The sequence below is a fragment of the Delftia tsuruhatensis genome, assembly GCF_903815225.1.
Taxonomy (GTDB): Bacteria; Pseudomonadota; Gammaproteobacteria; order Burkholderiales; family Burkholderiaceae_C; genus Comamonas; species Comamonas tsuruhatensis_A.
Window position 1 is genome coordinate 4597177 of sequence record NZ_LR813084.1, and the last position, 20973, is coordinate 4618149.

The window sequence follows — 20973 nt, forward strand, 5'->3', positions numbered from 1 at the left end:
ACAAGGATAAGTCGGTTAAGTGACTGTCATCGTTGAACAATCCAGGAGCTGCTTAATTTTCAGGCAGGGCGGTGTTCCCGGGCGCGCTGCTGCAGCCACGCAGAGAACACACGCAGCGCAGGAGCTGGCTGGGCATCGGGCGCCAGCGCCGGGGTGACCAGGTAGTAGGCGCGGTTGCCGCGCAGCGGCTGGGGACAGGCGATGATGAGGTCGCCGCGCGCCAGCTCCTGCTCGATCAGCATGGGCGGCATCAGCGCCACGCCCAGGCCCTGGCTGGCGGCCACGGCCAGCATGGAGAACAGCTCCAGCCGCATGCCGTCGAGCGCGCGCGGCGCGGTCACGCCCATGGCATCGAACCACTGCTGCCAGCCGTAGGGCCGCGTGCTTTGCTGCAGCAGCGGCATCTGCGCCACGATCTGCGCCCCCACGGGCAGCCAGGCCCGGCCCGGCTCGCGTGCCTGGGCCGTGGCCAGCAGTTGGGGGCTGCACACGGGCACGACTTCCTCATCCATCAGCCACTGGGCCTGCACGCCGGGCCAGCGAGCCACCTGCTCGGGCGTGCCCGCATACAGCGCGGCATCGAACACCGTGTCGGCGAACAGGAAGGGCCGGGTCTGCACGTCGATGTGCACCGTGACCTCGGGATGCTCGCGCGCCAGCTGCGGCAGGCGCGGCAGCAGCCAGCGCGTGGCGAAGGTGGGCACGGCAGCCAGGTTGAGCGGGCCGCCTTCACCCTGGTGGGCCATGATGTCAAGCGTGTCGCGCTCCAGGCCATGCAGCCAGCGCGAGACCTGCTGGGCGTACTGCGTGCCCGCCTCGGTCAGCAGCACGCCGTGGCGCGTGCGCCGGAACAGCTGCACGCCCAGGAATTCCTCCAGCGCGATGATCTGGCGCGAGACCGCGCTCTGGGTCAGCGACAGCTCCTGCGCGGCGCGCGTGTAGCTGACGTGGCGGGCGGCCGATTCGAAGCAGGCCAGGGCTTGGGTGGATGGCAGGGCTCTACGCATGACTCATGCATTCAACGCATTCCGATATCGCGCATCATAGGGAATAACCCGCAACAGGGACTCCATACATGCGCTTTCCGCATTCATGGATGCACAAACATCGTTTGCGCACCCGACCGGGCCGCTTCTAAGATGCGGCGCGACAACGCCTCATGGCGGCACCGACCCAGACTTCCTTGCCTTCGCTTTTTTGGAGATACGACACATGGCCCGCAACAGCTTCCAATGGGATGACCCCTTCCAGCTCGACCAGCAGCTGAGCGACGACGAGCGCATGATCCGCGACGCGGCCCATGCCTACTGCCAGGAGCGCCTGGCACCGCGCGTGCTGGAGATGTTCCGCCACGAGAAGACCGATGTGAGCATCTTCCGCGAGATGGGCGAACTGGGCCTGCTGGGCCCCACCATCCCCACGCAGTACGGAGGCGCGGGCCTGAACTACGTCAGCTACGGCCTGGTGGCGCGCGAGATCGAGCGCGTGGACTCGGGCTACCGCTCCATGGCCAGCGTGCAAAGCTCGCTGGTGATGGTGCCCATCAACGAATTCGGCACCGAAGACCAGAAGAACAAGTACCTGCCCAAGCTGGCCAGCGGCGAGTTCATCGGCTGCTTCGGCCTGACCGAGCCCGACCACGGCTCCGACCCCGGCAGCATGTCCAGCCGCGCCTACAAGGTGGACGGCGGCTACCGCCTCAAGGGCAACAAGATGTGGATCACCAACAGCCCCGTGGCCGACGTGTTCGTGGTCTGGGCCAAGGAAGTGACCGAGGACGGCCATGTGGGCGAGATCCGCGGCTTCATCCTGGACAAGGGCATGAAGGGCCTGTCGGCCCCGGCCATCCACGGCAAGGTGGGCCTGCGCGCCTCCATCACGGGCGAGATCGTGATGGACGACGTGTTCGTCCCCGAAGAGAATGCCTTCCCCGAGGTGCGCGGACTCAAGGGCCCGTTCACCTGCCTGAACAGCGCGCGCTTCGGCATTGCCTGGGGCGCCCTGGGCGCAGCCGAGTTCTGCTGGCACACGGCGCGCCAGTACACGCTGGACCGCAAGCAGTTCGGCCGCCCCCTGGCCGCCAACCAGCTCATCCAGAAGAAGCTGGCCGACATGCAGACCGAGATCACCCTGGGCCTGCAGGCCGCGCTGCGCGTGGGCCGCATGAAGGACGAGCACCAGAACGTGATCGAGATCACCTCGCTGATCAAGCGCAACAACTGCGGCAAGTCGCTGGACATCGCCCGCATGGCGCGCGACATGATGGGCGGCAACGGCATCAGCGACGAGTTCGGCGTGGCCCGCCATCTGGTCAACCTGGAAGTGGTCAACACCTACGAAGGCACGCATGACGTGCACGCCCTGATCCTGGGCCGCGCCCAAACAGGCATCGCAGCTTTTTCGAACTGAAAAAAAGCACCCCCTGAGGCGCTACGCGCCTTCCCCCTCTCTCGCTACGCGGGAGGGGGACGACACCCTCGCGGCGGGGCGGCCCTTGCTCGGTGTCCCTCGCGTTGGGCCGCGCCCGCTTTCGGCCAAGTGGGCGATGCATGACTTTCGACCAGCGCAGTCACGGCGCGACCAAACTCCCTGTTTTCATGTCCTCCACATCCTCCGCGCCGGCCGCATTGGCTGGCATCAAGGTACTTGATCTTTCGCGCGTGCTGGCCGGCCCCTGGTGCACGCAGACGCTGGCCGACCTGGGCGCCGACGTGGTCAAGGTCGAGCGGCCCGTGGCCGGCGACGACACGCGCCACTGGGGGCCGCCGTTCCTGGCGCGCGATGATGGGCAGGCCACGCAGGAGGCCAGCTATTTCACGGCCTGCAACCGCAACAAGCGCTCGGTGACCATCGACATGTCCACGGCCGATGGCCAGCAGTTGATCCGCCAGATGGCGGCCGGGGCGGACGTGCTGGTGGAGAACTTCAAGGTCGGGGGCCTGGCACAGTACGGCCTGGACTACGACAGCCTGAAAGTGCTCAATCCACGGCTGGTCTACTGCTCGGTCACGGGCTTCGGCCAGACCGGGCCTTACGCCGAGCGCGCGGGCTACGACCTCATGGTCCAGGCCATGTGCGGACTGATGAGCATCACCGGCCATGGCGACGAGGCACCCGGCGGCGGTCCGCTCAAGGTGGGCGTGGCCGTGATCGATGTCTTCACGGGCCTGTACGCCAGCAATGCCATCCTGGCGGCGCTGCATGCGCGCCAGAGCTCGGGCCGGGGCCAGCACATCGACATGGCCCTGCTCGACGTGGGCATGGCCGTGCTGGCCAACCAGGCGGCGGGTTTTCTCGCCACAGGCGAATCGCCCATGCGGGCGGGCAACATCCACCCCAGCCTGGCACCCTACCAGGACTTCGCCACGGCCGACGGCAACGTGCTGCTGGCCATCGGCAACGACGGACAGTTCGCCCGCTTCTGCGCCACCATCGGCGAGCCGGACTGGGCGCGGGACGAGCGCTTCGCCACCAATACCGCGCGCGTGCGCAACCGCCACGCCCTGCTGGAGCGGCTGCTACCCGTCATGAAGACGCGCGGCACGGCCGAGTGGATTGCGCTGCTGGAAGACAAGGCCGTGCCCTGCGGCCCCATCAACACCATCGCCCAGGCCTTCGACGACCCGCAGGTGCGTGCACGCGGCATACGCGTCGAGCTGCCGCGCGAGGCCGGCGACGGCATCTCGCACGTCGGCGGCGTGGCCAGCCCCATGCGCCTGAGCGATACCCCGCCCGTGCTGCGCAGCGCACCGCCCGCCCTGGGCCAGCACACCGACGAAGTGCTGGGCGAGTTGGGCATTGCCCCCATGGCCATCCAGGCGCTGCGCTCGCGCGGCGTGGTCTGAACACCTGCATCACAAGAATCGCCTTACGAACCCAAGCGCTCCCCACCCGTCGGTGCCTCACAACAAACGTCCACAACATTCATTCACGGAGACAACACCATGACTCACACCTCCCGCATCGCGCTCGCCGGCATCCTCGGCGCGCTGGCGCTTTCGGGCGCGGCCCATGCCCAGGGCTACCCCACCAAGCCCATCAAGCTGCTCGTGCCCTTCGCGGCCGGCGGTACCACCGACCTGATCGCGCGCATCGTCGCCGAACCGCTGGGCCGCGCCCTGGGCCAGCCCGTGGTCGTCGAGAACAAGGGCGGTGGCGGCGGCAGCATCGGCGCGGCCGAGACGGCGCGCTCCCAGCCCGATGGCTACAGCCTGGGCATCGCCACCGTGTCCACCACGGCCACCAACCCGGCGATCAACCCCAAGATCCCGTACAACGTGCTGACCGACTTCACGCCCATCGTGAACATCGCGGCCACGCCCAACATCATTGCGGCCAACCCCAAGTTCCCCGCCAAGACCTACCAGGAGTTCCTGGCCGAGGTGAAGAAGAACCCCGGCAAGTACTCCTACGCCTCGCCCGGCAACGGCAGCATCACCCACCTGATGATGGAGATGTACAAGCTGTCCACCGGCACCGACATCACCCACGTGCCCTATCGCGGCAGCGGCCCGGCGCTCAACGACGCCGTGGCCGGACAGGTGCCGCTGATCTTCGACAACCTGCCCTCCGCCCTGGGCTTCGTCAAGGAAAAGCGCCTGGTGCCCATCGTGGTGGCCGCGCCCCAGCGCCTGGCCGCCCTGCCCGATGTGCCCACCTTCAAGGAAGTGGGCCTGGCGCCCGTCAACCGCATGGCCTACTACGGCATCGTCGGCCCCAAGAACCTGCCGCGCGACATCGTGGACAAGGTCAATGCCGCCACGCGCAAGGTGCTGCAGGACCCGGCGATCAGGAAACGCATCGAGGAGACCGGCTCGCTGATCGTGGCCGACACGCCCGAGCATTTCTTCGAGGAGATCAAGGCCGAGTACGCCGTCTACAAGGACGTGGTGCAAAAGCAGAACCTGACCATGGACTGACCAGTCCCGCGCCCCTCCCATCCCCGCCCTGGCGGGGATTTTTCATGCTTCGCCAGCGGCAGGCGACAGCAACGCCTCACACACCTCGCACAGGCGCCCGGCCAGACGACGCCCCGGCGCCGACAGCTGGGCGCGCACATGCAGTGCCACTTCAACATCAGGCACGGGGACAAAGCCGGAAACACCATCCAGGAGGCGGTGGCCGGGCCCGACCAGCCTGCGCGGCAGCAGGCTGATGCCCAGGCCCTGCTCCACAGCGGCCTCCAGGCTCGCCAGGCTGGCGCTCACATAGGCCAGGCGCCAGCGCCGGCCTGCGGCATCCAGCGCATGCGTCATCTCGCTGCGGTACAGGCCGCCCTGCGGAAACACCACCAGGGGCAAGGGATCAAGCCCGTGGCAGGGATGCCGCGCACTGTCTATCCAGGCCAGCGGTTCGGGCCAGCGCGCCATGCCGGGCGTGCTGCCGCTGCGCTGCTTGACAATGGCCAGGTCCAGCTCGCCCGCCTGGAACTGCTGCCATATCGCCTGCGACAGACCGCTGGCCAGCTCCAGCCGCAACTGAGGCTGGCTGCGAGCCAGCGCGCCCAAGGCGGGCATCAAGGCGTTGCCGGCAAAGTCCTCTGGTACGCCGATGCGCAGCACGGCTTCGGTGGCGCCGGCCAACTGCTCCACGGCCTCGTCCATGAGGGCGAGAATGCGCTGCGCATAGGCCAGCAATCGCTCTCCTTCCAGCGTGCATTCCACATGGCGCCCGCTGCGATCCAGCAGCGTGCAGCCCATTTGCTCCTCCAGCCTGCGGATCTGCTGGCTGACCGTGGACTGGGTGAGGTGCACGCCCTGCGCTGCACGCGTGAAGCTGCCGGTTTCGGCCACGGCGCAGAAGCTGCGCAACAGGTAGGGGTCTATGGAAGAGGGCTGCATGGGGCTCGGACGGAATCCAGTGGCTTTGTCACTACCCAGCATTTGATCATTTAATTTTCCAATTGACGCCCCCCGTCCTAGACTGCGGCCTCAGTTCCCGATTGCCCAGCCAACCCCATGCAAGAACAAGAACACATCCGTCTGCTGCGCCATGCCGTGCAGCTGGCGCACGACAACCGCCTGCGGGGCGGCCGGCCCTTCGGAGCCCTCCTCGCGCGCGAGGGGCAGATCCTGTCCACGGGCGTCAATGAGATCGTGCAAAGCCATGATCCCAGCGCCCATGCCGAAATGCAGGCGCTGCGCGCAGGCACGCGCGCCCAGGCCAACCCCAGCCTGGCTGGCTGCACCATCTACGCCAGCGGCCACCCCTGCCCCATGTGCCTGGCGGCGCTGGTGATGGCAGGGGCCGAGCAGGTTTTCTTTGCCTTCGACAACGCGGATGCCCAGCCTTACGGCTTGTCCAGCGAGGGGGCCTACCAGCGGCTGCGCCTGCCCCTGACGCCCCCCCCTCTGCCGCTGACCCGGCTGGATACGGGCATCACGGCAGCCCAGCTCTATGGCGATGCCCCCTGGCTCTGAAGCGATGTCCACCCTCGCCGCGCCGCACGAGGCCACGCCTGCTTGCGCCCTCGCCATCCCGACGGTGCTGTGGCTGGCGACCGTGGTGCTGGTCACGCTGAACCTGCGGCCCTTTCTCAATGCCGTGGGGCCGCTGGGCCCGCAGATCCAGTCCGCCACGGGAATGGGCCTGTCCACCCTGTCCTGGCTGACGCTGCTGCCGATGGCGCTGATGGGTATCGGTGCCTGGCTGGCTCCGGCCGCGCTGCGCCGGCTGGGCCCGTGCCGTGCCGTGGTGCTTTCGCTGGCGGTGATCGCCCTGGGCTGCGCGCTGCGCGCTGCCGGCGCGACCACGCCGATGCTGCTGGCCACGGCCGCGCTGTGCGGCGCGGGCGTGGCCCTGGTGCAGGGCGTGTTGCCGGGCCTGATCAAACGCCAGTCCCCGACACGCATGGCGCAGATGATGGGCCTGTACTCGGCTGCGCTCATGGGCGGCGGCGCCCTGGGCGCCCAGCTGTCACCACTGGCTGTGCAATGGGGGCTGGAATGGCGCCTGGCGCTGGCGCTGTGGGCCTTGCCCGCCTTGCTAGCGATGGCGCTGGCCTGGCATGCGCTGCGCGCACTGCCGGTGCCGGCACCGGCCCGGGCCGGCGTCTCGGACGACACCGCCTGGCTGCGCAGGCGCCCGCGCACCTGGCTGCTGATGGCCTGCTTCGGCCTCATCAATGGCGGCTATGCGGCCATGGTGGCCTGGCTGGCGCCCTTCTACCAGGGCCATGGCTGGAGTCCGGCACAAAGCGGCGGCCTGGTCGCCCTGCTGTCCGTGGCCCAGGCCAGCGCGGCGCTGGGGCTGCCCGTGCTGGCCTCCCGCCATCCCGACCGCCGCCCCTGGCTGGGCTTCACGCTGTTGTGCCAGGTCATTGGCCTCGCGGGGCTGGCCTGGTGGCCCGACACTGCGCCCTTGCTCAATACCGCCGTGCTCGGCATCGGCCTGGGCGGCTGCTTCGCGCTGATGATGGTGGTGGCCCTGGACCACCTGCCCCACCCGGCACAGGCCGGTGCGCTGAACGCGCTGATGCAGGGCGGCGGCTTCATCATCGCGGCCATGGCGCCCTTCGTCATCGCCCGGCTGCACCAGTCCACGGGCGGATTTCGCGCGGGCTGGATGGCGCAGCTGTGTGCCGTGCTGGTGGTCTGTGCGCTGGCCGCCCGCCTCGCGCCCGCCCGCTATGCGCAGGTGATGCGGGCGCCAGCCGCCTGATGCCATTCAGTCTGTCGAAGCCTGGAAACCCGCCGACCAGTGCACGAAGGCCCAGGCACACCAGGCCAGGCCCAGTGCGATCAGGCCGCCGCCGATCCAGCCAATGTTCTGCATGCCCGCATGCATGCTGACCTGGCTGCCCAGCAGCGCGCCGCCCCCGATGCCGATGTTGAAGATGCCCGAGAACATGGACATGCCCACATCGGTGGCATCGGCGGCGAGCTTGAGCACCTGCGACTGCAGGGCCAGTGCGAAGCAGATCATGGCGACACCCCAGACCGCGCTCATCACGTAGAGCGAGGCCTCATGGCCCGAGGCCGGCACCAGCATCAGCAGGCTGGCCGACAGCACGCCGATGGCGGCCAGCAGAAAGCCGCGCGGATGGCGCAGGCCCCACCAGCTGAACATCACGCTGCCCACGATGCCCATGCCGCCGTACAGCAGCAGCACGGCCGTGGTCACCTTGCCCTCGAAGCCCGCGATGTCCTGCACGAAGGGCTCGATATAGCTGTAGGCCGTGAACTGCCCCGTGATCACGACCACCAGCAGGATGTAGATGGACAGCAACGCCGGGCGGCGCAGCAGCATGGGCACGCTGGCCAGGTTGCCCGCGTTCTCGCTGGGCAGGTGCGGCAGCAGCCGGGCCAGGGCCACCATCACGATGGCGGCCACCCCGCCCACGGCCAGGAACGTCGTGCGCCAGCCCAGCCATTCGCCCACGATGCGGCCCAGCGGAATGCCCAGCACCATGGCCATGGAGGTGCCCGTGGCCAGCAGGCTCAGAGCCACGGCCTTCCTGCCGGGCGGCGCCACGCGCACGGCCAGCGAGGCGGTGATGGACCAGAACACCGCGTGCGACAGCGCAATGCCGATGCGGCTGACCATGAGCGAGGCAAAGCTCCAGGCCACGCCCGACAGCACGTGGCTGGCGACGAACAGCGCGAACACGCCCATCAGCAGCTTGCGCCGCTCCACATTGCGCGTGAGCAGCATGAAGGGCAGCGAGGCCAGGGCCACGATCCAGGCATAGATGGTCAGCATCAGCCCGACCTGCTCGGTGGGCATGGCAAAACTGGCGCCGATGCTGCTGAGCAGGCCCACGGGCACGAACTCGGTGGTGTTGAAAACGAAGGCGCCAAGCGCCAGCGCGACCACGCTGAGCCAGGCCTGGGCCGGCGTGGGTGTCGAGGATGCGGGGACGATGTCGGCGGCAGCGGAAACGGAGGGGGGCATGAAAGACCGTGGGGACTCTGTATGGTGCAGCGCAATATTGTGCTGCGCCATGCGACGGCGTGATGTCAGCCGCCATGCCGGCCCCGGTGCTGCCAGGGAGACTCAGGACGGCGGAAGGTGGCAGACGGCCTCGATGTTGTGTCCGTCCGGATCCAGCACGAAGGCCGCGTAATAGTCGTCGTGGTAATGCAGACGCAGGCCCGGCTCCCCATTGCAGCGCCCACCCGCGGCCAGTGCGGCGGCATGGAAGTCATCGACCATGTTGCGGTTGTCCACCCGGAAGGCCACATGGACAGGGGGCGTGTTGGGCCCGCCGCCGCTGATCCAGAAGTCGGGCTTGGGCGGCTCGCCGAAGCCCGCCGTGTCCGTGTGGCCCGTGACATCGGCGGACAATTCCATGAGGATTTCGTAGCCCAGAGGGGCCAGCGCGCGTGCATAGAAATCCTTGCTGCGCTCGAAATCAGATACCAGGACTGCCGTGTGGTCGATCATGGTGGTGCTCCCGCAGGTAGGTGACAGGCTCCAGCATGCCATGCCGGCCGCCTGCGCACCATTCGGGAATCAGTAAGCGACCGTGAAGCGCTCGCGCAGGTGCAGGTTTTTCTCCAGCGCATCGACCAGGGCCACGGCCAGGTCGGCGGCCGAGATCGTGCCGGGCTGGCCGTCGGCCTGCATCAGCGGCTCGTCCTTGCCGGTGCGGTACTGGCCGGTACGCTCGCCGTGCTCGCCCAGGTGCAGGGCGATGGGCGGGCTCAGCATCGTCCAGTCCAGGACAGTTTCCTTCTGGAGCTCGGTCAACGCATCGCGCGCCGCCGAGGCGCCGGGCTTGATGGCCGCCGGGAACTCCGGCGTGTCGACCAGTTGCCTGCCGGGCGCGATGTAGAGGCTGCCCGCGCCGCCGACCACGAGATAGCGCTGGATGCCGGCCGCCTTGGTGCCCGCCACGATGGCGCGCGAGCCGCGCATGAAGTCTGCATAGATATCGGGATTGCCCCAGCCCGCGTTGTAGGCGCTGACCACGGCATCCGTGCCGGCCACGGCGCGCTGCACGGCGGCGGCATCCAGCACATCGGCCTGGACAGCCTGCAGATGCGGCTGCGCGGCCACCCGGGCGGGATCACGCGCCAGGGCAACCACCTCGTGGCCGCGTTGCAGCAACTCCTTGAGTACGGCGGAACCCACGAAGCCCGTCGCGCCGATCAATGCCACTTTCATTGCTTTCCTTTCAGGCGCCTGGGCGCCGTGTTCAACATGGCATCAAGGTTACGCCGTTCACAATCGTGGCGGAAGCCGGCATTTTTCACCAATACCTTGAAGGACAGCTTCATAATCAAGCCCCATGGACGATTACAGACGCATGGCGGTCTTCGCTGCCGTGGTGCAGCACGGATCGATGAGCGCCGCGGCGCGCGCCCTGGGCATGAGCCCTTCGGCCGTGAGCCAGCAGGTACGCCAACTGGAGCGCGAAGGCGGCGTGACCTTGCTGCACCGTTCCACCCGGCAGATCGCGCTGACCGACACGGGCGAGCGCTACTACCAGCAGTGCGCGGCCATGGCCCAGGCCGCCGCCCAGGCCCGCGCCGAGCTGGCCGCCGCGCGCGACGAACCCGGCGGTGAACTGCGCCTTTCGGCCACCGTGGGCTTTGCCCGCCACATCGCGCCCGCGCTGGGCGACTGGCTGGCCCGCCACCCGGCGCTGCGCCTGCACCTGGAGGTGGACGATGCACCCATCGACCTGATCCAGGGCCGCATCGACCTGGCCCTGCGCTTCGGCCGGCTGGCCGACTCGGGCTGGGCGGCCAGAAAACTGGGGGCCATGGAAAACTGGCTGTGCGCCTCGCCCGCCTGGGTACGGAGCCAGGGCACGGGCGCCGCCCTGCGGCATCCGGCCACCCTGGCGAGTGCACGCTGGCTGGGCCTGGCGCGCGCGGGCCTGGCCCAGGAGCTGCGGATCGAGGCGCGCCACGCGGACACCGGGGAGGCCTGCGGCCTGCAGGTGCAGCCCCATGTGGCCAGCAACAACCAGTTGTCCCTGCAGCAGATGTGCGAGGCCGGCCTGGGACTGGCCCTGCTGGGCAGCATGGATGTAACCGAGGCCGTGGCCCAGGGCCGGCTGGAACGGCTGCTGCCCGGCTGGGACTTCGGGGAGCTGGGCATCTGGGCTGTCACGCCGCAGCGCCAGACCCAGCCGGCCAAGGTACGCCAGGCCGTGGACGCGCTGCAGGCCTATCTGGCACGGCTGGCCGGCGTGATCGACGTGCCAGCTCTTCCCGCGCAAAAAAGCCCGCCGAAGCGGGCATGAAAACGAAGGGAAGACGGGGCGCTCAGTCGAGGGCCGTCTTCTGGCCGTTCTTGAACACGCTCAGCGTGTAGGAGGGGTTCTTCATCTCGCCATTCTTCTCGAAGGCGATCTTGGAGGTCACACCCGCGTAATCGGCCTTTTGCAGGAAGGGAATGTAGACCTTGGGGTCCCAGGAGTTGGCGCGCTTCATGGCGTCGGCCAGCATCATGGTCGCGTCGTAGAAGTAGGGGCTGTAGACCTGGAACTGGCCGGGGAACTTGGCGTCGTAGCGCTTCTTCCATTCCAGGCCACCGGGCATCTTGGCCAGCGAGGCGCCGCCATCGGCGCAGATCACGTTGTCCAGCGGCTTGGCGCCGGCGGCCACCTTGGCCAGCTCGGGCACGCACAGGCCGTCGCCGCCGAAGTACTTGGCATCGTTCATGCCCAGTTGCGCCATCTGGCGCAGCATGGGGCCGGCCTGGCCGTACATGCCGCCGTAGAAGATGCCTTCCGGTTTCTTGGCCTTGATCGAGGTCAGGATGGCCATGAAGTCCGTGGCCTTGTCGTTCGTGAACTCCGAGGCCACGACCTTGACACCCAGCTTTTCCGCATCCTTCTTGAACACGTTGGCCAGGCCCTGGCCGTAGGCCGTGCGGTCGTCGATGATGGCCACGGTCTTGAGCTTGAGGGTCTGGGCCGCGTACTTGGCCAGCGCCGCGCCCAGGGCGTTGTCGTTGGCGATCACGCGGTAGGTGGTGTTCCAGCCGGGCTTGGTCAGGTCGGGATTGGTGGCCGCGCCCGTGATCATGGGAATGCCGCAATCCTGGAAGACCTTGGACGAGGGAATGGCCACGCCGGAATTCAGGAAGGCGACCGCGCCGGCAACCTTGTCGTCGCACAGCTTCTGCGAAGCAGCCGTGCCCTGCTTGGGATCGGCCACGTCGTCCTCGGCCACCAGCTGGAACTTGACCTTCTTGCCGGCGATCTCCATGCCCTTGGCATTGAGCTCGTCGATGGCCATGCGCACGCCGTTCTCGTTGTCCTTGCCGAAATTGGCCTGGGGTCCGGACACCGGGCCGATATGGCCGATGCGGATCACCTGCTCCTGGGCCATGGCCACGCCACCCATGCCGGCCACCACGGCCGCGATACACAACTTCCGGGACATCTTCATCGCGCACTCCTCAGTTGAAACAGGCCGTCACGTTATTCCCGTCATCGCGGCTTGGCAATGCCGCGTGACGGGGCCGCGACACTCGGCCCCAACTCAGTGTTTACGAGAGTCCGCCCCCATCCAAAGCTGTGCTGGGAGGCGGATCCGCTCAGGCGGCCCTGGCCTGGCCCAGCGCCTGCACCTGGGCCAGCTGGTCCAGCGCGGCCAGGCAGGCATGGGCCACTTCCACGCCCTTCTTCACGAAATGGGCGCGGAAGAACTCCACATGGTCGCCATGCTCGTGGAAGTCGCGCGGCGTGAGCACGGCCGAGAACACGGGCACCTCGGTATCGAGCTGCACGCGCATCAGCCCGTCGATCACGGCCGAGGAGACGAACTCATGGCGGTAGATGCCACCGTTGACGACCAGCGCGCAGGCGATGACGGCATCGAAGCGGCCGCTGTCTGCCAGCTTCTTGGCCAGCAGCGGAATCTCGAAGGCGCCGGGCACATTGAAATGGCTGATGTTCTGCGCGGCCACGCCCTGGGCCTGCAGTTCGGCCGCCAGCGAGTCGCGCGCCTGGTGCACGACATCGGTGTGCCAGCTGGCGCAGATCACGGCCACGCGGCTGCGGCCCGCGACGGCCTTCCACGGCGTGCCCGAGGCCGTGCCATGTGCGGAGAAGTTCAAGGAGACAGGAGTCTGATTCATGGTGCTCTTTCGATATGAGACTGATGAATCAGGGCGCGCGCCATGGCGCCGCATGGCGCTGCCCGAGCCCATGCGATCCATGGACGGACAGCCTGCCATGCAGGTGCTGCGCGATCTCTTTCATCCGGACTGTGACCGTCGGCTCTGGCATCTCACCAGATCTGCTGACCCCGGCAGTCCTTGCGGACCACCAGGCGCTCGCGGGCTCCCGCGATGCCCGAAAAGGCTTCGCGGATACCGCCGGTGGGGAATTGCACCCCGCCCTGAGAACGCTGCCCAGGCCGACCACCACAGGGGGATCCGCCTGGACGAAGATCATTCTAGCGCCATGGATGCGGCGGTGCAGCAAACGAGGTCGCCAAGGCTACATGGCAGTCCGGTCAACCAAAACAGGGACCCAAACGTCTATATCAGACAGGAACATGCCCGGAATCCACCTGCCGGAGCGCACGCACAATGACCAGAACCACCTCCACCACCACGCACTCGCGGCGCCTGCGCCTGATGGCGGCAGGCCTGCTCGCCGTCCTGGCCACGGGCTGCGCGCTGCCGCCCGAAGGCTATCCGGACATGGGGTCGAGCTACCCCAGCTATCCGAGCTACCCCAGCTACCCCTCGGGCGGCGTCATCTACCCGTCCTACCCCTCGCAGCCCTCCTACCCCGACAACGGCTGGTACGAGCGCCAGCGCCTGCAACGCGAACGTGAACGCATCCAGTACGAGCGCGAGCGCCTGCAGCAGGAGCGCAACCGCGACGCCTGGCGCGACCGCCAGGAACGCGAGCGCGAAATGCGCGAACGCGAACGCGACCGTGACCGCCAGGCACAGGACCGCGATCGCCAGCTGCGCGAGCGCATGCAGGATCAGCAGCGCCGCGAGGCCGAACGCCAGCAGCGCGAACGCGACCGCGCACGCGACCAGGAACAGCAGCAGCGCGATCGTGACCGCGAACGCCAGCAACGCGACCGCGAACGCGAGCAGCAGCAGCGCGCCATCGAACGCATGCAGCGCGAGAGCCAGGGCGGCGGCAACCCCTACCCCCCCCAGGACCCGCGCCACTGGCGCTGATCGGCCGACCGGCGGCATTTTCTGCCCCGGTCCGCCGCACCATAATCAGCAGGACACCACAGACCCTCTTGCCATTGGTGATGGGAAAGGAGTACGCCATGCATCGCACCAAGGACCTTTGCCGCACCGGCCGCCGCTCTTCGGCGGCCTTGCGCTGGACGCTGGCGGCACTGATGGCCACGCTGGCTGCCGGTACGGCCTCGGCACAGGTCATCCGCTGCACGGATGCCAAGACCGGCCGCGTCACCTATACCAACAGCAGTTGCAAGGATGGCGAAAGAAGCGTCCAGGTACAGGCCGCCCCCACGGCCGAGGAGCTGGAGCGAGACCGTGAACAGGCCGCCGCCGCCATCGAGCGCAAGAACCAGCAGCTGGCGCGCGAGGAATCCGAGCGCCGTGCCCGCCTCCAGCAGCAGGAACGCGAGGAGCGCAGCCGGCGTGAACGTGAGCGCGACAACACGGCCCGGCAAGGGGGAGGCGACTCTCCGGCCTGCCAGCAGGCACGCCGCCGCCTGGACTCCATCCTGGCAGAATCCGACCCCGACCCCGCCACCTGGGGCCCCCGCAGCCAGGCCGCGCAACAGCAGATGGAAATGGCCTGCCTGGGACCGCAGGCCTACGAGCAGTTGCAGCAGTCACGCGCCTTGCAGCCGAATGCCATCAACCGTCCCTGGATGGTGGGGCGACCCATCCCCACCCAGCCGCTGCCGCCTTCCGCGCCCATCTCGCACTGCAACGTGTTCCGCTGCTACGACAACAACGGCGGCATCCACCCCCGCTGATTCAGGCGCGCAGCCCCTGCTCCACGGTCGGGTAGCGCAATCTCAGGCCCAGTTCCACCTTCAGGCGGTGGTTGTGCAGGCGGCGTGATTCCCCCATGAAGCTCAGCAGGCTGGCCGGCAGCTCGCGCTGCGCCTGCTCGCGCGTGATGCGTGCAGGGCGCGGCAGGCCGTAGAGATCGGCGGCAAGGTCGAAGTAGTCGCCCATGCGCAGCTGCGTATCGTCGCTGGCGTGGTAGATGCGCTGGGGCCGGCCGCGCCACAGCGCCAGCACGCAGGCTCTTGCCAGGTCGTCTGCATGGATGTGGTTGGTATAGACGTCCTCCTCGGCCCGCAGCAACGGCGTGCCACGCAGCAGACGCCCGCGCGGCGTGCCGCCTTCCCTGTCGGGGGCATAGATGCCCGGAATGCGCAGAATGCTGGCGCGCACGCCACCGCGTCCGGCGAACCGCACGGCCCGCTCGGCATTCACGCGTCGCAGCGCACGCGCCGTGGCCGCCGCCGTGGGCCGGCTCTCGTCGATCCAGGCGCCATCGCAGTTGCCATACACGCCCGAAGTCGAGCCATAGACCAGGCGGGCTGGCAGGCCCCGGCGGCGCAGCGCGCGCAGCAGGGCCGTGGTGCGCGGGTCCAGCCACCAGCCATCGCTGCCCTCGTCCGAACCGGGGGGCGGCGCAAGGTGCACGACACGGGTGGCCAATCCGGCCAGCCGGCGCAGCGAGTCCGGTGCATCGAGGTCGCCCTGCAGCGGCGTGATGCCGGCCGCACGCAAGGCTGGCGCCCGGCCGGCGCCGCGCGTCAGGGCCAGCACGCGCGGGCCGCGCCGCGTGCGATCCGCCGGCGCGGCGGGCGCGCCGGCCAGCGCACCGGCCACCCGCAGCCCCACATCTCCACAGCCGACGATGAGCACGCGTTCGCGTCGAAAGCGCGCCGGCAGCGCGCCCAATGGGTTTTGGTTTGAGGGCAAAATCCAGGCCTGTTGCGAGGGCGGCCAGCCAAGCGCCGCAGATGGCGGCCGCGGCATGTCCGCCCGGGAAAGAAGATCACCGCGGCGCTGCATGCACCCGCCGGCGCCCCCGAGGATACCGAGAACATGACCGAGATTGCCAACATTTCCCACGAAATCACCGTACAGCCCAGCGGCCGTGCCTTCAGCACCCAGGGCAGCGAGACCATCCTGTCCGCGGCCATCCGCTCCGGCGTGGGCCTGCCCTACGGCTGCAAGGACGGTGCCTGCGGCTCCTGCAAGTGCAAGAAGCTCGTCGGCCATGTCATCCATGGCGCGCATTCCGACAAGGCCCTGACCGCCCAGGAAGAAGCCGACGGCTACGTGCTGACCTGCTGCGCCACCCCCCAGTCTGCCGTGGTTCTGGAGTCGCGCCAGGTCACCGATGCCAGTTCCTTCCCGATCAAGAAGATGCCCGTGCGCGTGGCCGCACTGGAGAAGAAGTCGCATGACGTGATGCAGGTGCGCCTGCAGTTGCCGGCCGCCGACAAGTTCCGCTACCACGCGGGCCAGTATGTGGAGTTCATCCTGCGCGACGGTGCACGCCGCGCCTATTCGATGGCCACGGCCCCGCATGTCCAGGACACGGCGCCGGGCCTGGAGCTGCATATCCGCCACATGCCGGGCGGCACGTTCACCGACCATGTGTTCGCGGGTCTGCGGGAAAAGGAAATCCTGCGCGTCGAAGGTCCGTTCGGCAGCTTCTTCCTGCGCGAGGACAGCGACAAGCCCATCGTCCTGCTGGCCTCGGGCACGGGCTTCGCGCCCATCAAGGCCCTGATCGAGCACATGCGGCACAAGGGCATCGAGCGCCCCGTGGCGTTCTACTGGGGCGGCCGGCGGCCCGAAGACCTCTACCTCGACGCCTGGGTGCGCGAGCAGGCTGCCGCCATGCCCTCGCTCCACTACGTGCCCGTGGTCTCCGAGGCACTGGCCGAAGACGGCTGGAGCGGCCGCACCGGCTTCGTCCACAAGGCGGTGATGGAGGACTTCGCCGATCTCTCGGGCCATCAGGTCTATGCCTGCGGCGCCCCCATCGTCGTGGAATCGGCCCGCGAAGCCTATGTGCAGCAGCGCGGCCTGCCCGCCGAAGAGTTCTACGCGGACGCATTCACGTCGGAAGCCGACAAGGCCTCCTGATCACGCTTCAGGCCGGCACAGATCAAGCCCTGCGCAGAAAAATTGCTTCACATACCTGCGCCCGACCAGGTGTCGCAATTTTTTTGCAAAATAGCGCCCCTATGAACCGTAGAAACAGCCTTCTCTCGGTCATGGCGGCCGTTGCTGCCCTGGCCTCCCCGCTTGCCCTGGCGCAAGAGCCCATCCGCCTGATCGTGCCCTACGCACCCGGCGGTCCGATCGACATCACCGCGCGCGCGCTGGCCGAGCGGGTGCGCGACGCCCTGGGCGTGGTCATCATCGACAATCGGGCCGGTGCGGGCGGCAACATCGGCGCCGACGCCATCGCGCGCGCCACGCCGGACGGCCTGACCATAGGCATCTCCGCCACGGCCACCCATGCCGTCAACCCCTGGCTCTACACCAGGATGCCCTATGACGCCGGCAAGGATTTCGCGGGCATCACCCAGATGGTGCGCGTGCCCAACGTGCTGGTGATGAATGCGGCACGCGCCGAGCAGCTGAAGATCCACAGCGTGGCCGACCTGATCGCCTATGCCAAGGCCAACCCCGGCAAGCTCAACTACGGCAGCGGCGGCAACGGCAGCGCAGGCCATCTGGCTGGCGAGATGCTCAAGCAAAAGGCCGGCATCTTCGCGCTGCACGTGCCCTATCGCGGCGCCAACCCCGCCCAGCTCGCCCTGCTGTCCGGCGAGGTGGACTTCAACATCGACAACCTGGCCGCCGCCGCGCCCAACATCCGCTCGGGCAAGCTCAAGGCGCTGGCCGTGACCTCGCTGGCGCCCACATCGCTGCTACCGGGAGTTCCTGCGCTTTCCAGGACCTTCCCGGGCTTTGCCATCGACACCTGGTGGGGCCTGGTCGCTCCCGCGGGCACGCCCAGGCCCGTGCTGGACAAGCTGAGCAAGGCCTTCTCCGAGGCCCTGGCCGCGCCCGAGACCAAGACCCGCTTCGAGCTGCTGATGGCCGAGCCCGTTTCCTCGACTCCGGCCGAGTTCGACAGGTTCATGGCTGCCGAGCGCGCCAAGTACCAATCCATCGTCAAGGCCTCGGGCGCGAAGGTCGATTGACACACCCGGATCCGTCAAAAGGCCGCGGCCGCCACATGGCGCCGCGGCCTTTTGCATCGGGGGGGGTGGCTTCAAGCGCCGCGCCGATGCCAGCCGGCTGCCTCGGCCAGGCGGATGCCCTGCCCCTGTACCGCCCGCAGTTGCTCGGGCGTGACACGCTGCGGCGCGATCTCGGCCAGGGGGACGAGCACGAAAGCGCGCTCGTACATGCGTGGATGCGGCACGCACAGGCGCGGCAGGTCCATGCGCTCATCGCCCCACAGCTCGATGTCCAGGTCCAGCGTGCGCGGCGCATTGCGGTAGGGCCGTTCACGCCCGGCCGCCAGCTCGATCGCCTGCAGTGCATCCAGCAGTGCCAGCGGCGCCAGCGTGGTGCGCACGGCGGCCACCGCATTCAGGTAGTCAGGGCCGCTGGAGTCGATGGGCGCCGTGCTGTAGAGCGAGGACACGGCCACGAGGCACGTGCCGGGCAGGCCGGCGATGGCTTCCAGGGCCCGGCCCAGTGCCCGGCCACGGTCACCCAGATTGGCCCCCAGGCCGATGGCGACCCAGTGGCCTGTTTCAGTCATCGCCGCCCATGCCACCGCCGTCACCGCCGCCGTGCGGCTTGCGGCGGCGGCGCCGCCGCTTCCTGGGTGCCGCGCCCTCTTCGCCTGCGGGCTGTGGCAGCGCCGCGGCGTCGTCCGGAGCACCCCCTTCGGCCAGATTCACGCCTTCGCGGGGTTGCCGCACCTTGGGCACGCGGTGCACCTTGGGCTCGGCGCTGCGCTGGCGCGCACGCTGCTCGTCGCGGGCCTGGGCGATCAGGTCGTCGCGGCGCGCGTCGTCGGCGTTCTGGAATTCCTGCCACCAACTGGCCAGGCTTTCCTCGACCTCCCCGATGTCGGCACGCAACCGCATGAAGTCGAAACCCGCCCGAAAGCGCGGCTGGGCCACCAGGCTGAAGGGCGTGGCACCCGTGCGCTTGTCAAAGCGCGGCTGCATGACCCAGATCTCACGCATGTCGGCGGCCAGCTTGCCCCGGCCGGAGACATCGCCGATGCGCTGGTCGAACACCTCGTCAATGGACTCCTGCAGGGCCGGGAACGGATGCTGGCGCTGGTTCAGGCGCCGCTCCCAGCCGGTCTTGACATCCTGCCACAGCACGCAGGCCAGCAGGAAGCTGGGGGCCACGGGCTTGCCCTCCTCGACGCGGCGGTCGGTGTCCGTCAGGGCCGCCTGCACGAACGGGTGGTCCGCACGTTCGACCACCACATCCAGCAGCGAGTAGATGCCGCGCGCCAGGCCCAGGTCGCGCAACTGCTGCACGGAGGCCAGCGCATGGCCGGTCTGCAGCAGCTTGAGCATTTCGTCGAACAGGCGGCTTTGCGGCACGTCGGCCAGCAGCGGCTCGCATTCGACCAGCGGCCTGGCGGTCTTGGGCTCCAGCTTGAAGCCCTTGCCCTGCAGCTTGGCGGCGAAACGCACGGCGCGGATGATGCGCACCGGGTCCTCGCGGTAGCGCGTGGCCGGGTCGCCGATCATGCGCAGCACGCGCTTCTTGGCGTCGTCTATGCCCTTGTGGTAGTCCACCACGATCTGCGTGTGCGGATCGTAGTACATGGCGTTGATGGTGAAGTCGCGGCGCGTGGCATCCTGGTCCTGCGGACCCCAGACATTGTCGCGCAGCACCCGGCCGCTGGCGTCCACGGCGTGCTGCATGCCGGCCAGCTGGGCCTTGCTGGTGCGCTCGTTGCCGCTGACGGCCTCGGCCGCGCTGTTGTCCAGGAAGGCGCGGAAGGTGGAGACCTCGATGACCTCGTTCTCCCGGCCACGCCCATAGACCACGTGCACGATGCGAAAGCGCTTGCCGATGATGAAGGCCCGCCTGAACAGTCCCTTGACCTGCTCGGGCGTGGCATTCGTGGCCACGTCGAAGTCCTTGGGACGCAGGCCCAGCAGCAGGTCCCGCACCGCGCCCCCGACGATGTAGGCCTCGTAGCCGGCATCCTGCAGCGTCTGCACCACGTCGATGGCGCGCCGGTCCACGAGGTTGGGGTCGATGCCGTGCACCTGCACCGGCACCTCCTGGCGCTTTCCGAACGGGGACTTGCGCGCGCGCGGCGCTGGCGTCTTGCCCAGCAGCTTGTCGATGAATGTCTTGATCATGGGGCTTCGCCAAACAGGTCCAGAATGTGCCAGCCCCGCTCCCGGGCCAGGGCGCGCAGCCGCGTGTCGGGGTTGGTGGCCACGGGATGGTCCACGCGCTCGAGCAGGGGCACGTCGTTCCAGGAATCGCTGTAGAACCAGGTCTCCACGTCCTTCCAGTCCAGGCCGCGCGCCTCCAGCCACTGCTGCATGCGCCGCACCTTGCCGTCGCGCATGCTCGGCGTGCCACGGATCTCGCCCGTGAACCAGCCCCGGGCGTCGCGCTCCAGCTCCACCGCGATCAATTCCTTCACGCCCAGCGCGGCGGCAATGGGACGTGTCACGAATTCATTGGTGGCCGTGACGATGACCACCTCGTCGCCCGCCTGCTGGTGCCCGCGCAGCAGATCCAGCGCCTGCGGCCGGATCGCCGGGGAGATGACCTCGCGCATGAAGCGCTCGTGGGCCTGGCCGGCCTGCTGGGCGCCCCGGGCGCAGAAGGCCTCGGTGGCAAAGCGCACATAGTCGTGCACATCGAGCGTGCCTGCCTGGTAATGCGCGAAGAACTCGGCATTGCGCCGGCCGAACTCGGCCGGGTCGGTCCAGCCGATGCGCGTCGTGAATTCGCCCCACTCGTAGTCCGAGTCCAGCGGCAGCAGCGTATGGTCCAGGTCGAACAACGCCAGCCGTGGCCGGGGTTGCTTCTGTTCAGAAGTCATGCAATTCCCACAAAAGGCCGGAACCG

At 68.4% G+C, this 20973-nt stretch carries 21 protein-coding genes and 1 riboswitch; of the genes, 10 read left to right on the plus strand and 11 right to left on the minus strand.

Annotation, left to right across the window (positions count from 1 at the left end; translation table 11 throughout):
- Positions 1 to 59 precede the first annotated feature (59 nt).
- Positions 60 to 1007 carry a LysR substrate-binding domain-containing protein gene (locus tag L1Z78_RS20885; protein WP_234638258.1) on the minus strand — a complete coding sequence of 316 codons (948 nt, stop codon included), beginning with the start codon at positions 1005 to 1007 and terminating at the stop codon, positions 60 to 62.
- A 205-nt stretch (positions 1008 to 1212) separates the two neighbouring features.
- On the opposite strand from L1Z78_RS20885, the gene L1Z78_RS20890 reads away from it, so the two are divergent.
- The 3 genes from L1Z78_RS20890 (at position 1213) to L1Z78_RS20900 (ending at position 4919) form a co-directional block, all read left to right on the plus strand.
- Positions 1213 to 2409, plus strand: coding sequence for an acyl-CoA dehydrogenase (locus tag L1Z78_RS20890; protein WP_234638259.1), 1197 nt, complete (start codon positions 1213 to 1215; stop codon positions 2407 to 2409).
- A 188-nt stretch (positions 2410 to 2597) separates the two neighbouring features.
- Complete coding sequence (locus L1Z78_RS20895; RefSeq protein ID WP_234638260.1) at positions 2598 to 3845, plus strand: CaiB/BaiF CoA transferase family protein; 1248 nt, start codon at positions 2598 to 2600, stop codon at positions 3843 to 3845.
- 99 nt (positions 3846 to 3944) lie between these two features.
- Positions 3945 to 4919, plus strand: a complete 975-nt coding sequence (locus L1Z78_RS20900) for a tripartite tricarboxylate transporter substrate binding protein BugE (protein WP_234638261.1) — start codon at positions 3945 to 3947, stop codon at positions 4917 to 4919.
- 42 nt (positions 4920 to 4961) lie between these two features.
- Here the strand turns inward: L1Z78_RS20900 and L1Z78_RS20905 are convergent, their stop codons facing one another.
- Positions 4962 to 5840, minus strand: a complete 879-nt coding sequence (locus tag L1Z78_RS20905) for a LysR substrate-binding domain-containing protein (protein WP_234638262.1) — start codon at positions 5838 to 5840, stop codon at positions 4962 to 4964.
- Positions 5841 to 5957: 117 nt separating this feature from the next.
- Here L1Z78_RS20905 and L1Z78_RS20910 point away from each other — a divergent pair, with 117 nt between their 5' ends.
- Both L1Z78_RS20910 and L1Z78_RS20915 read left to right on the plus strand, forming a co-directional pair.
- Complete coding sequence (locus tag L1Z78_RS20910; RefSeq protein ID WP_234638263.1) at positions 5958 to 6419, plus strand: nucleoside deaminase; 462 nt, start codon at positions 5958 to 5960, stop codon at positions 6417 to 6419.
- A 4-nt stretch (positions 6420 to 6423) separates the two neighbouring features.
- Complete coding sequence (locus L1Z78_RS20915) at positions 6424 to 7659, plus strand: cyanate transporter (RefSeq protein WP_234638264.1); 1236 nt, start codon at positions 6424 to 6426, stop codon at positions 7657 to 7659.
- A gap of 6 nt (positions 7660 to 7665) precedes the next feature.
- On the opposite strand, the gene L1Z78_RS20920 is transcribed toward L1Z78_RS20915, so the two are convergent.
- From L1Z78_RS20920 to L1Z78_RS20930, 3 genes are all read right to left on the minus strand, one after another.
- Entirely contained in the window at positions 7666 to 8892 is a 1227-nt protein-coding gene (locus L1Z78_RS20920) for a sugar transporter (protein WP_234638265.1), read from the minus strand.
- 102 nt (positions 8893 to 8994) lie between these two features.
- Complete coding sequence (locus tag L1Z78_RS20925; protein ID WP_234638266.1) at positions 8995 to 9384, minus strand: VOC family protein; 390 nt, start codon at positions 9382 to 9384, stop codon at positions 8995 to 8997.
- Between the two features lie 69 nt (positions 9385 to 9453).
- Positions 9454 to 10107, minus strand: a complete 654-nt coding sequence (locus L1Z78_RS20930) for an NAD(P)-dependent oxidoreductase (protein ID WP_234638267.1) — start codon at positions 10105 to 10107, stop codon at positions 9454 to 9456.
- Between the two features lie 124 nt (positions 10108 to 10231).
- On the opposite strand from L1Z78_RS20930, the gene L1Z78_RS20935 reads away from it, so the two are divergent.
- Positions 10232 to 11194: a LysR family transcriptional regulator gene (locus L1Z78_RS20935; protein WP_234638268.1), complete on the plus strand. Its 963-nt coding sequence runs from the start codon at positions 10232 to 10234 to the stop codon at positions 11192 to 11194.
- A 22-nt stretch (positions 11195 to 11216) separates the two neighbouring features.
- Here L1Z78_RS20935 and L1Z78_RS20940 read toward each other — a convergent pair whose 3' ends face one another.
- Both L1Z78_RS20940 and L1Z78_RS20945 read right to left on the minus strand, forming a co-directional pair.
- Positions 11217 to 12347 carry a branched-chain amino acid ABC transporter substrate-binding protein gene (locus tag L1Z78_RS20940; RefSeq protein WP_234638269.1) on the minus strand — a complete coding sequence of 377 codons (1131 nt, stop codon included), beginning with the start codon at positions 12345 to 12347 and terminating at the stop codon, positions 11217 to 11219.
- Between the two features lie 148 nt (positions 12348 to 12495).
- Positions 12496 to 13038: a 6,7-dimethyl-8-ribityllumazine synthase gene (locus L1Z78_RS20945; protein ID WP_234638270.1), complete on the minus strand. Its 543-nt coding sequence runs from the start codon at positions 13036 to 13038 to the stop codon at positions 12496 to 12498.
- 108 nt (positions 13039 to 13146) lie between these two features.
- A riboswitch (FMN riboswitch) is annotated at positions 13147 to 13313 on the minus strand.
- A gap of 181 nt (positions 13314 to 13494) precedes the next feature.
- On the opposite strand from L1Z78_RS20945, the gene L1Z78_RS20950 reads away from it, so the two are divergent.
- A complete protein-coding gene (locus L1Z78_RS20950) occupies positions 13495 to 14106 on the plus strand; it encodes a hypothetical protein (RefSeq protein ID WP_234638271.1) in 612 nt (203 codons plus the stop codon).
- A gap of 98 nt (positions 14107 to 14204) precedes the next feature.
- Positions 14205 to 14888, plus strand: coding sequence for a DUF4124 domain-containing protein (locus L1Z78_RS20955; RefSeq protein WP_234638272.1), 684 nt, complete (start codon positions 14205 to 14207; stop codon positions 14886 to 14888).
- Position 14889: 1 nt separating this feature from the next.
- Here L1Z78_RS20955 and L1Z78_RS20960 read toward each other — a convergent pair whose 3' ends face one another.
- On the minus strand, positions 14890 to 15909 hold the full coding sequence (locus tag L1Z78_RS20960) for an NAD-dependent epimerase/dehydratase family protein (RefSeq protein ID WP_234638273.1): 1020 nt from the start codon (positions 15907 to 15909) through the stop codon (positions 14890 to 14892).
- 69 nt (positions 15910 to 15978) lie between these two features.
- On the opposite strand from L1Z78_RS20960, the gene L1Z78_RS20965 reads away from it, so the two are divergent.
- Together L1Z78_RS20965 and L1Z78_RS20970 are read left to right on the plus strand one after the other, a co-directional pair.
- On the plus strand, positions 15979 to 17031 hold the full coding sequence (locus L1Z78_RS20965) for a CDP-6-deoxy-delta-3,4-glucoseen reductase (protein WP_234638274.1): 1053 nt from the start codon (positions 15979 to 15981) through the stop codon (positions 17029 to 17031).
- A gap of 101 nt (positions 17032 to 17132) precedes the next feature.
- A complete protein-coding gene (locus tag L1Z78_RS20970; protein ID WP_234638275.1) occupies positions 17133 to 18101 on the plus strand; it encodes a Bug family tripartite tricarboxylate transporter substrate binding protein in 969 nt (322 codons plus the stop codon).
- 71 nt (positions 18102 to 18172) lie between these two features.
- Here L1Z78_RS20970 and folK read toward each other — a convergent pair whose 3' ends face one another.
- Genes folK through L1Z78_RS20985 form a run of 3 tightly spaced genes read right to left on the minus strand, consistent with a single transcriptional unit; the run spans position 18173 to position 20947 of the window.
- The gene (gene folK, locus L1Z78_RS20975) at positions 18173 to 18670 is read right to left on the minus strand and encodes a 2-amino-4-hydroxy-6-hydroxymethyldihydropteridine diphosphokinase (RefSeq protein WP_234638276.1); all 498 of its coding nucleotides are present in this window, start codon (positions 18668 to 18670) and stop codon (positions 18173 to 18175) included.
- Complete coding sequence (gene pcnB, locus L1Z78_RS20980; protein WP_234638277.1) at positions 18663 to 20249, minus strand: polynucleotide adenylyltransferase PcnB; 1587 nt, start codon at positions 20247 to 20249, stop codon at positions 18663 to 18665. Before pcnB ends, folK begins: the two co-directional genes overlap by 8 nt.
- Positions 20246 to 20947 carry an HAD family hydrolase gene (locus L1Z78_RS20985; protein ID WP_234638278.1) on the minus strand — a complete coding sequence of 234 codons (702 nt, stop codon included), beginning with the start codon at positions 20945 to 20947 and terminating at the stop codon, positions 20246 to 20248. Before L1Z78_RS20985 ends, pcnB begins: the two co-directional genes overlap by 4 nt.
- Between the last annotated feature and the right edge of the window lie 26 nt (positions 20948 to 20973).

Excerpts from the sequence above, each read along its gene's own strand:
- L1Z78_RS20940 (WP_234638269.1), bottom strand. The coding sequence starts at position 12,347 with ATGAAGATGTCCCGGAAGTTGTGTATCGCGGCCGTGGTGGCCGGCATG.
- L1Z78_RS20970 (WP_234638275.1), top strand. The coding sequence starts at position 17,133 with ATGAACCGTAGAAACAGCCTTCTCTCGGTCATGGCGGCCGTTGCTGCC.
- L1Z78_RS20965 (WP_234638274.1), top strand. The coding sequence starts at position 15,979 with ATGACCGAGATTGCCAACATTTCCCACGAAATCACCGTACAGCCCAGC.
- L1Z78_RS20910 (WP_234638263.1), top strand. The coding sequence starts at position 5,958 with ATGCAAGAACAAGAACACATCCGTCTGCTGCGCCATGCCGTGCAGCTG.
- L1Z78_RS20955 (WP_234638272.1), top strand. The coding sequence starts at position 14,205 with ATGCATCGCACCAAGGACCTTTGCCGCACCGGCCGCCGCTCTTCGGCG.
- L1Z78_RS20920 (WP_234638265.1), bottom strand. The coding sequence starts at position 8,892 with ATGCCCCCCTCCGTTTCCGCTGCCGCCGACATCGTCCCCGCATCCTCG.
- L1Z78_RS20930 (WP_234638267.1), bottom strand. The coding sequence starts at position 10,107 with ATGAAAGTGGCATTGATCGGCGCGACGGGCTTCGTGGGTTCCGCCGTA.
- L1Z78_RS20890 (WP_234638259.1), top strand. The coding sequence starts at position 1,213 with ATGGCCCGCAACAGCTTCCAATGGGATGACCCCTTCCAGCTCGACCAG.
- folK (WP_234638276.1), bottom strand. The coding sequence starts at position 18,670 with ATGACTGAAACAGGCCACTGGGTCGCCATCGGCCTGGGGGCCAATCTG.
- L1Z78_RS20960 (WP_234638273.1), bottom strand. The coding sequence starts at position 15,909 with ATGCCGCGGCCGCCATCTGCGGCGCTTGGCTGGCCGCCCTCGCAACAG.
- L1Z78_RS20935 (WP_234638268.1), top strand. The coding sequence starts at position 10,232 with ATGGACGATTACAGACGCATGGCGGTCTTCGCTGCCGTGGTGCAGCAC.
- L1Z78_RS20905 (WP_234638262.1), bottom strand. The coding sequence starts at position 5,840 with ATGCAGCCCTCTTCCATAGACCCCTACCTGTTGCGCAGCTTCTGCGCC.
- L1Z78_RS20885 (WP_234638258.1), bottom strand. The coding sequence starts at position 1,007 with ATGCGTAGAGCCCTGCCATCCACCCAAGCCCTGGCCTGCTTCGAATCG.
- L1Z78_RS20985 (WP_234638278.1), bottom strand. The coding sequence starts at position 20,947 with ATGACTTCTGAACAGAAGCAACCCCGGCCACGGCTGGCGTTGTTCGAC.
- pcnB (WP_234638277.1), bottom strand. The coding sequence starts at position 20,249 with ATGATCAAGACATTCATCGACAAGCTGCTGGGCAAGACGCCAGCGCCG.
- L1Z78_RS20925 (WP_234638266.1), bottom strand. The coding sequence starts at position 9,384 with ATGATCGACCACACGGCAGTCCTGGTATCTGATTTCGAGCGCAGCAAG.
- L1Z78_RS20915 (WP_234638264.1), top strand. The coding sequence starts at position 6,424 with ATGTCCACCCTCGCCGCGCCGCACGAGGCCACGCCTGCTTGCGCCCTC.
- L1Z78_RS20895 (WP_234638260.1), top strand. The coding sequence starts at position 2,598 with ATGTCCTCCACATCCTCCGCGCCGGCCGCATTGGCTGGCATCAAGGTA.
- L1Z78_RS20945 (WP_234638270.1), bottom strand. The coding sequence starts at position 13,038 with ATGAATCAGACTCCTGTCTCCTTGAACTTCTCCGCACATGGCACGGCC.
- L1Z78_RS20900 (WP_234638261.1), top strand. The coding sequence starts at position 3,945 with ATGACTCACACCTCCCGCATCGCGCTCGCCGGCATCCTCGGCGCGCTG.
- L1Z78_RS20950 (WP_234638271.1), top strand. The coding sequence starts at position 13,495 with ATGACCAGAACCACCTCCACCACCACGCACTCGCGGCGCCTGCGCCTG.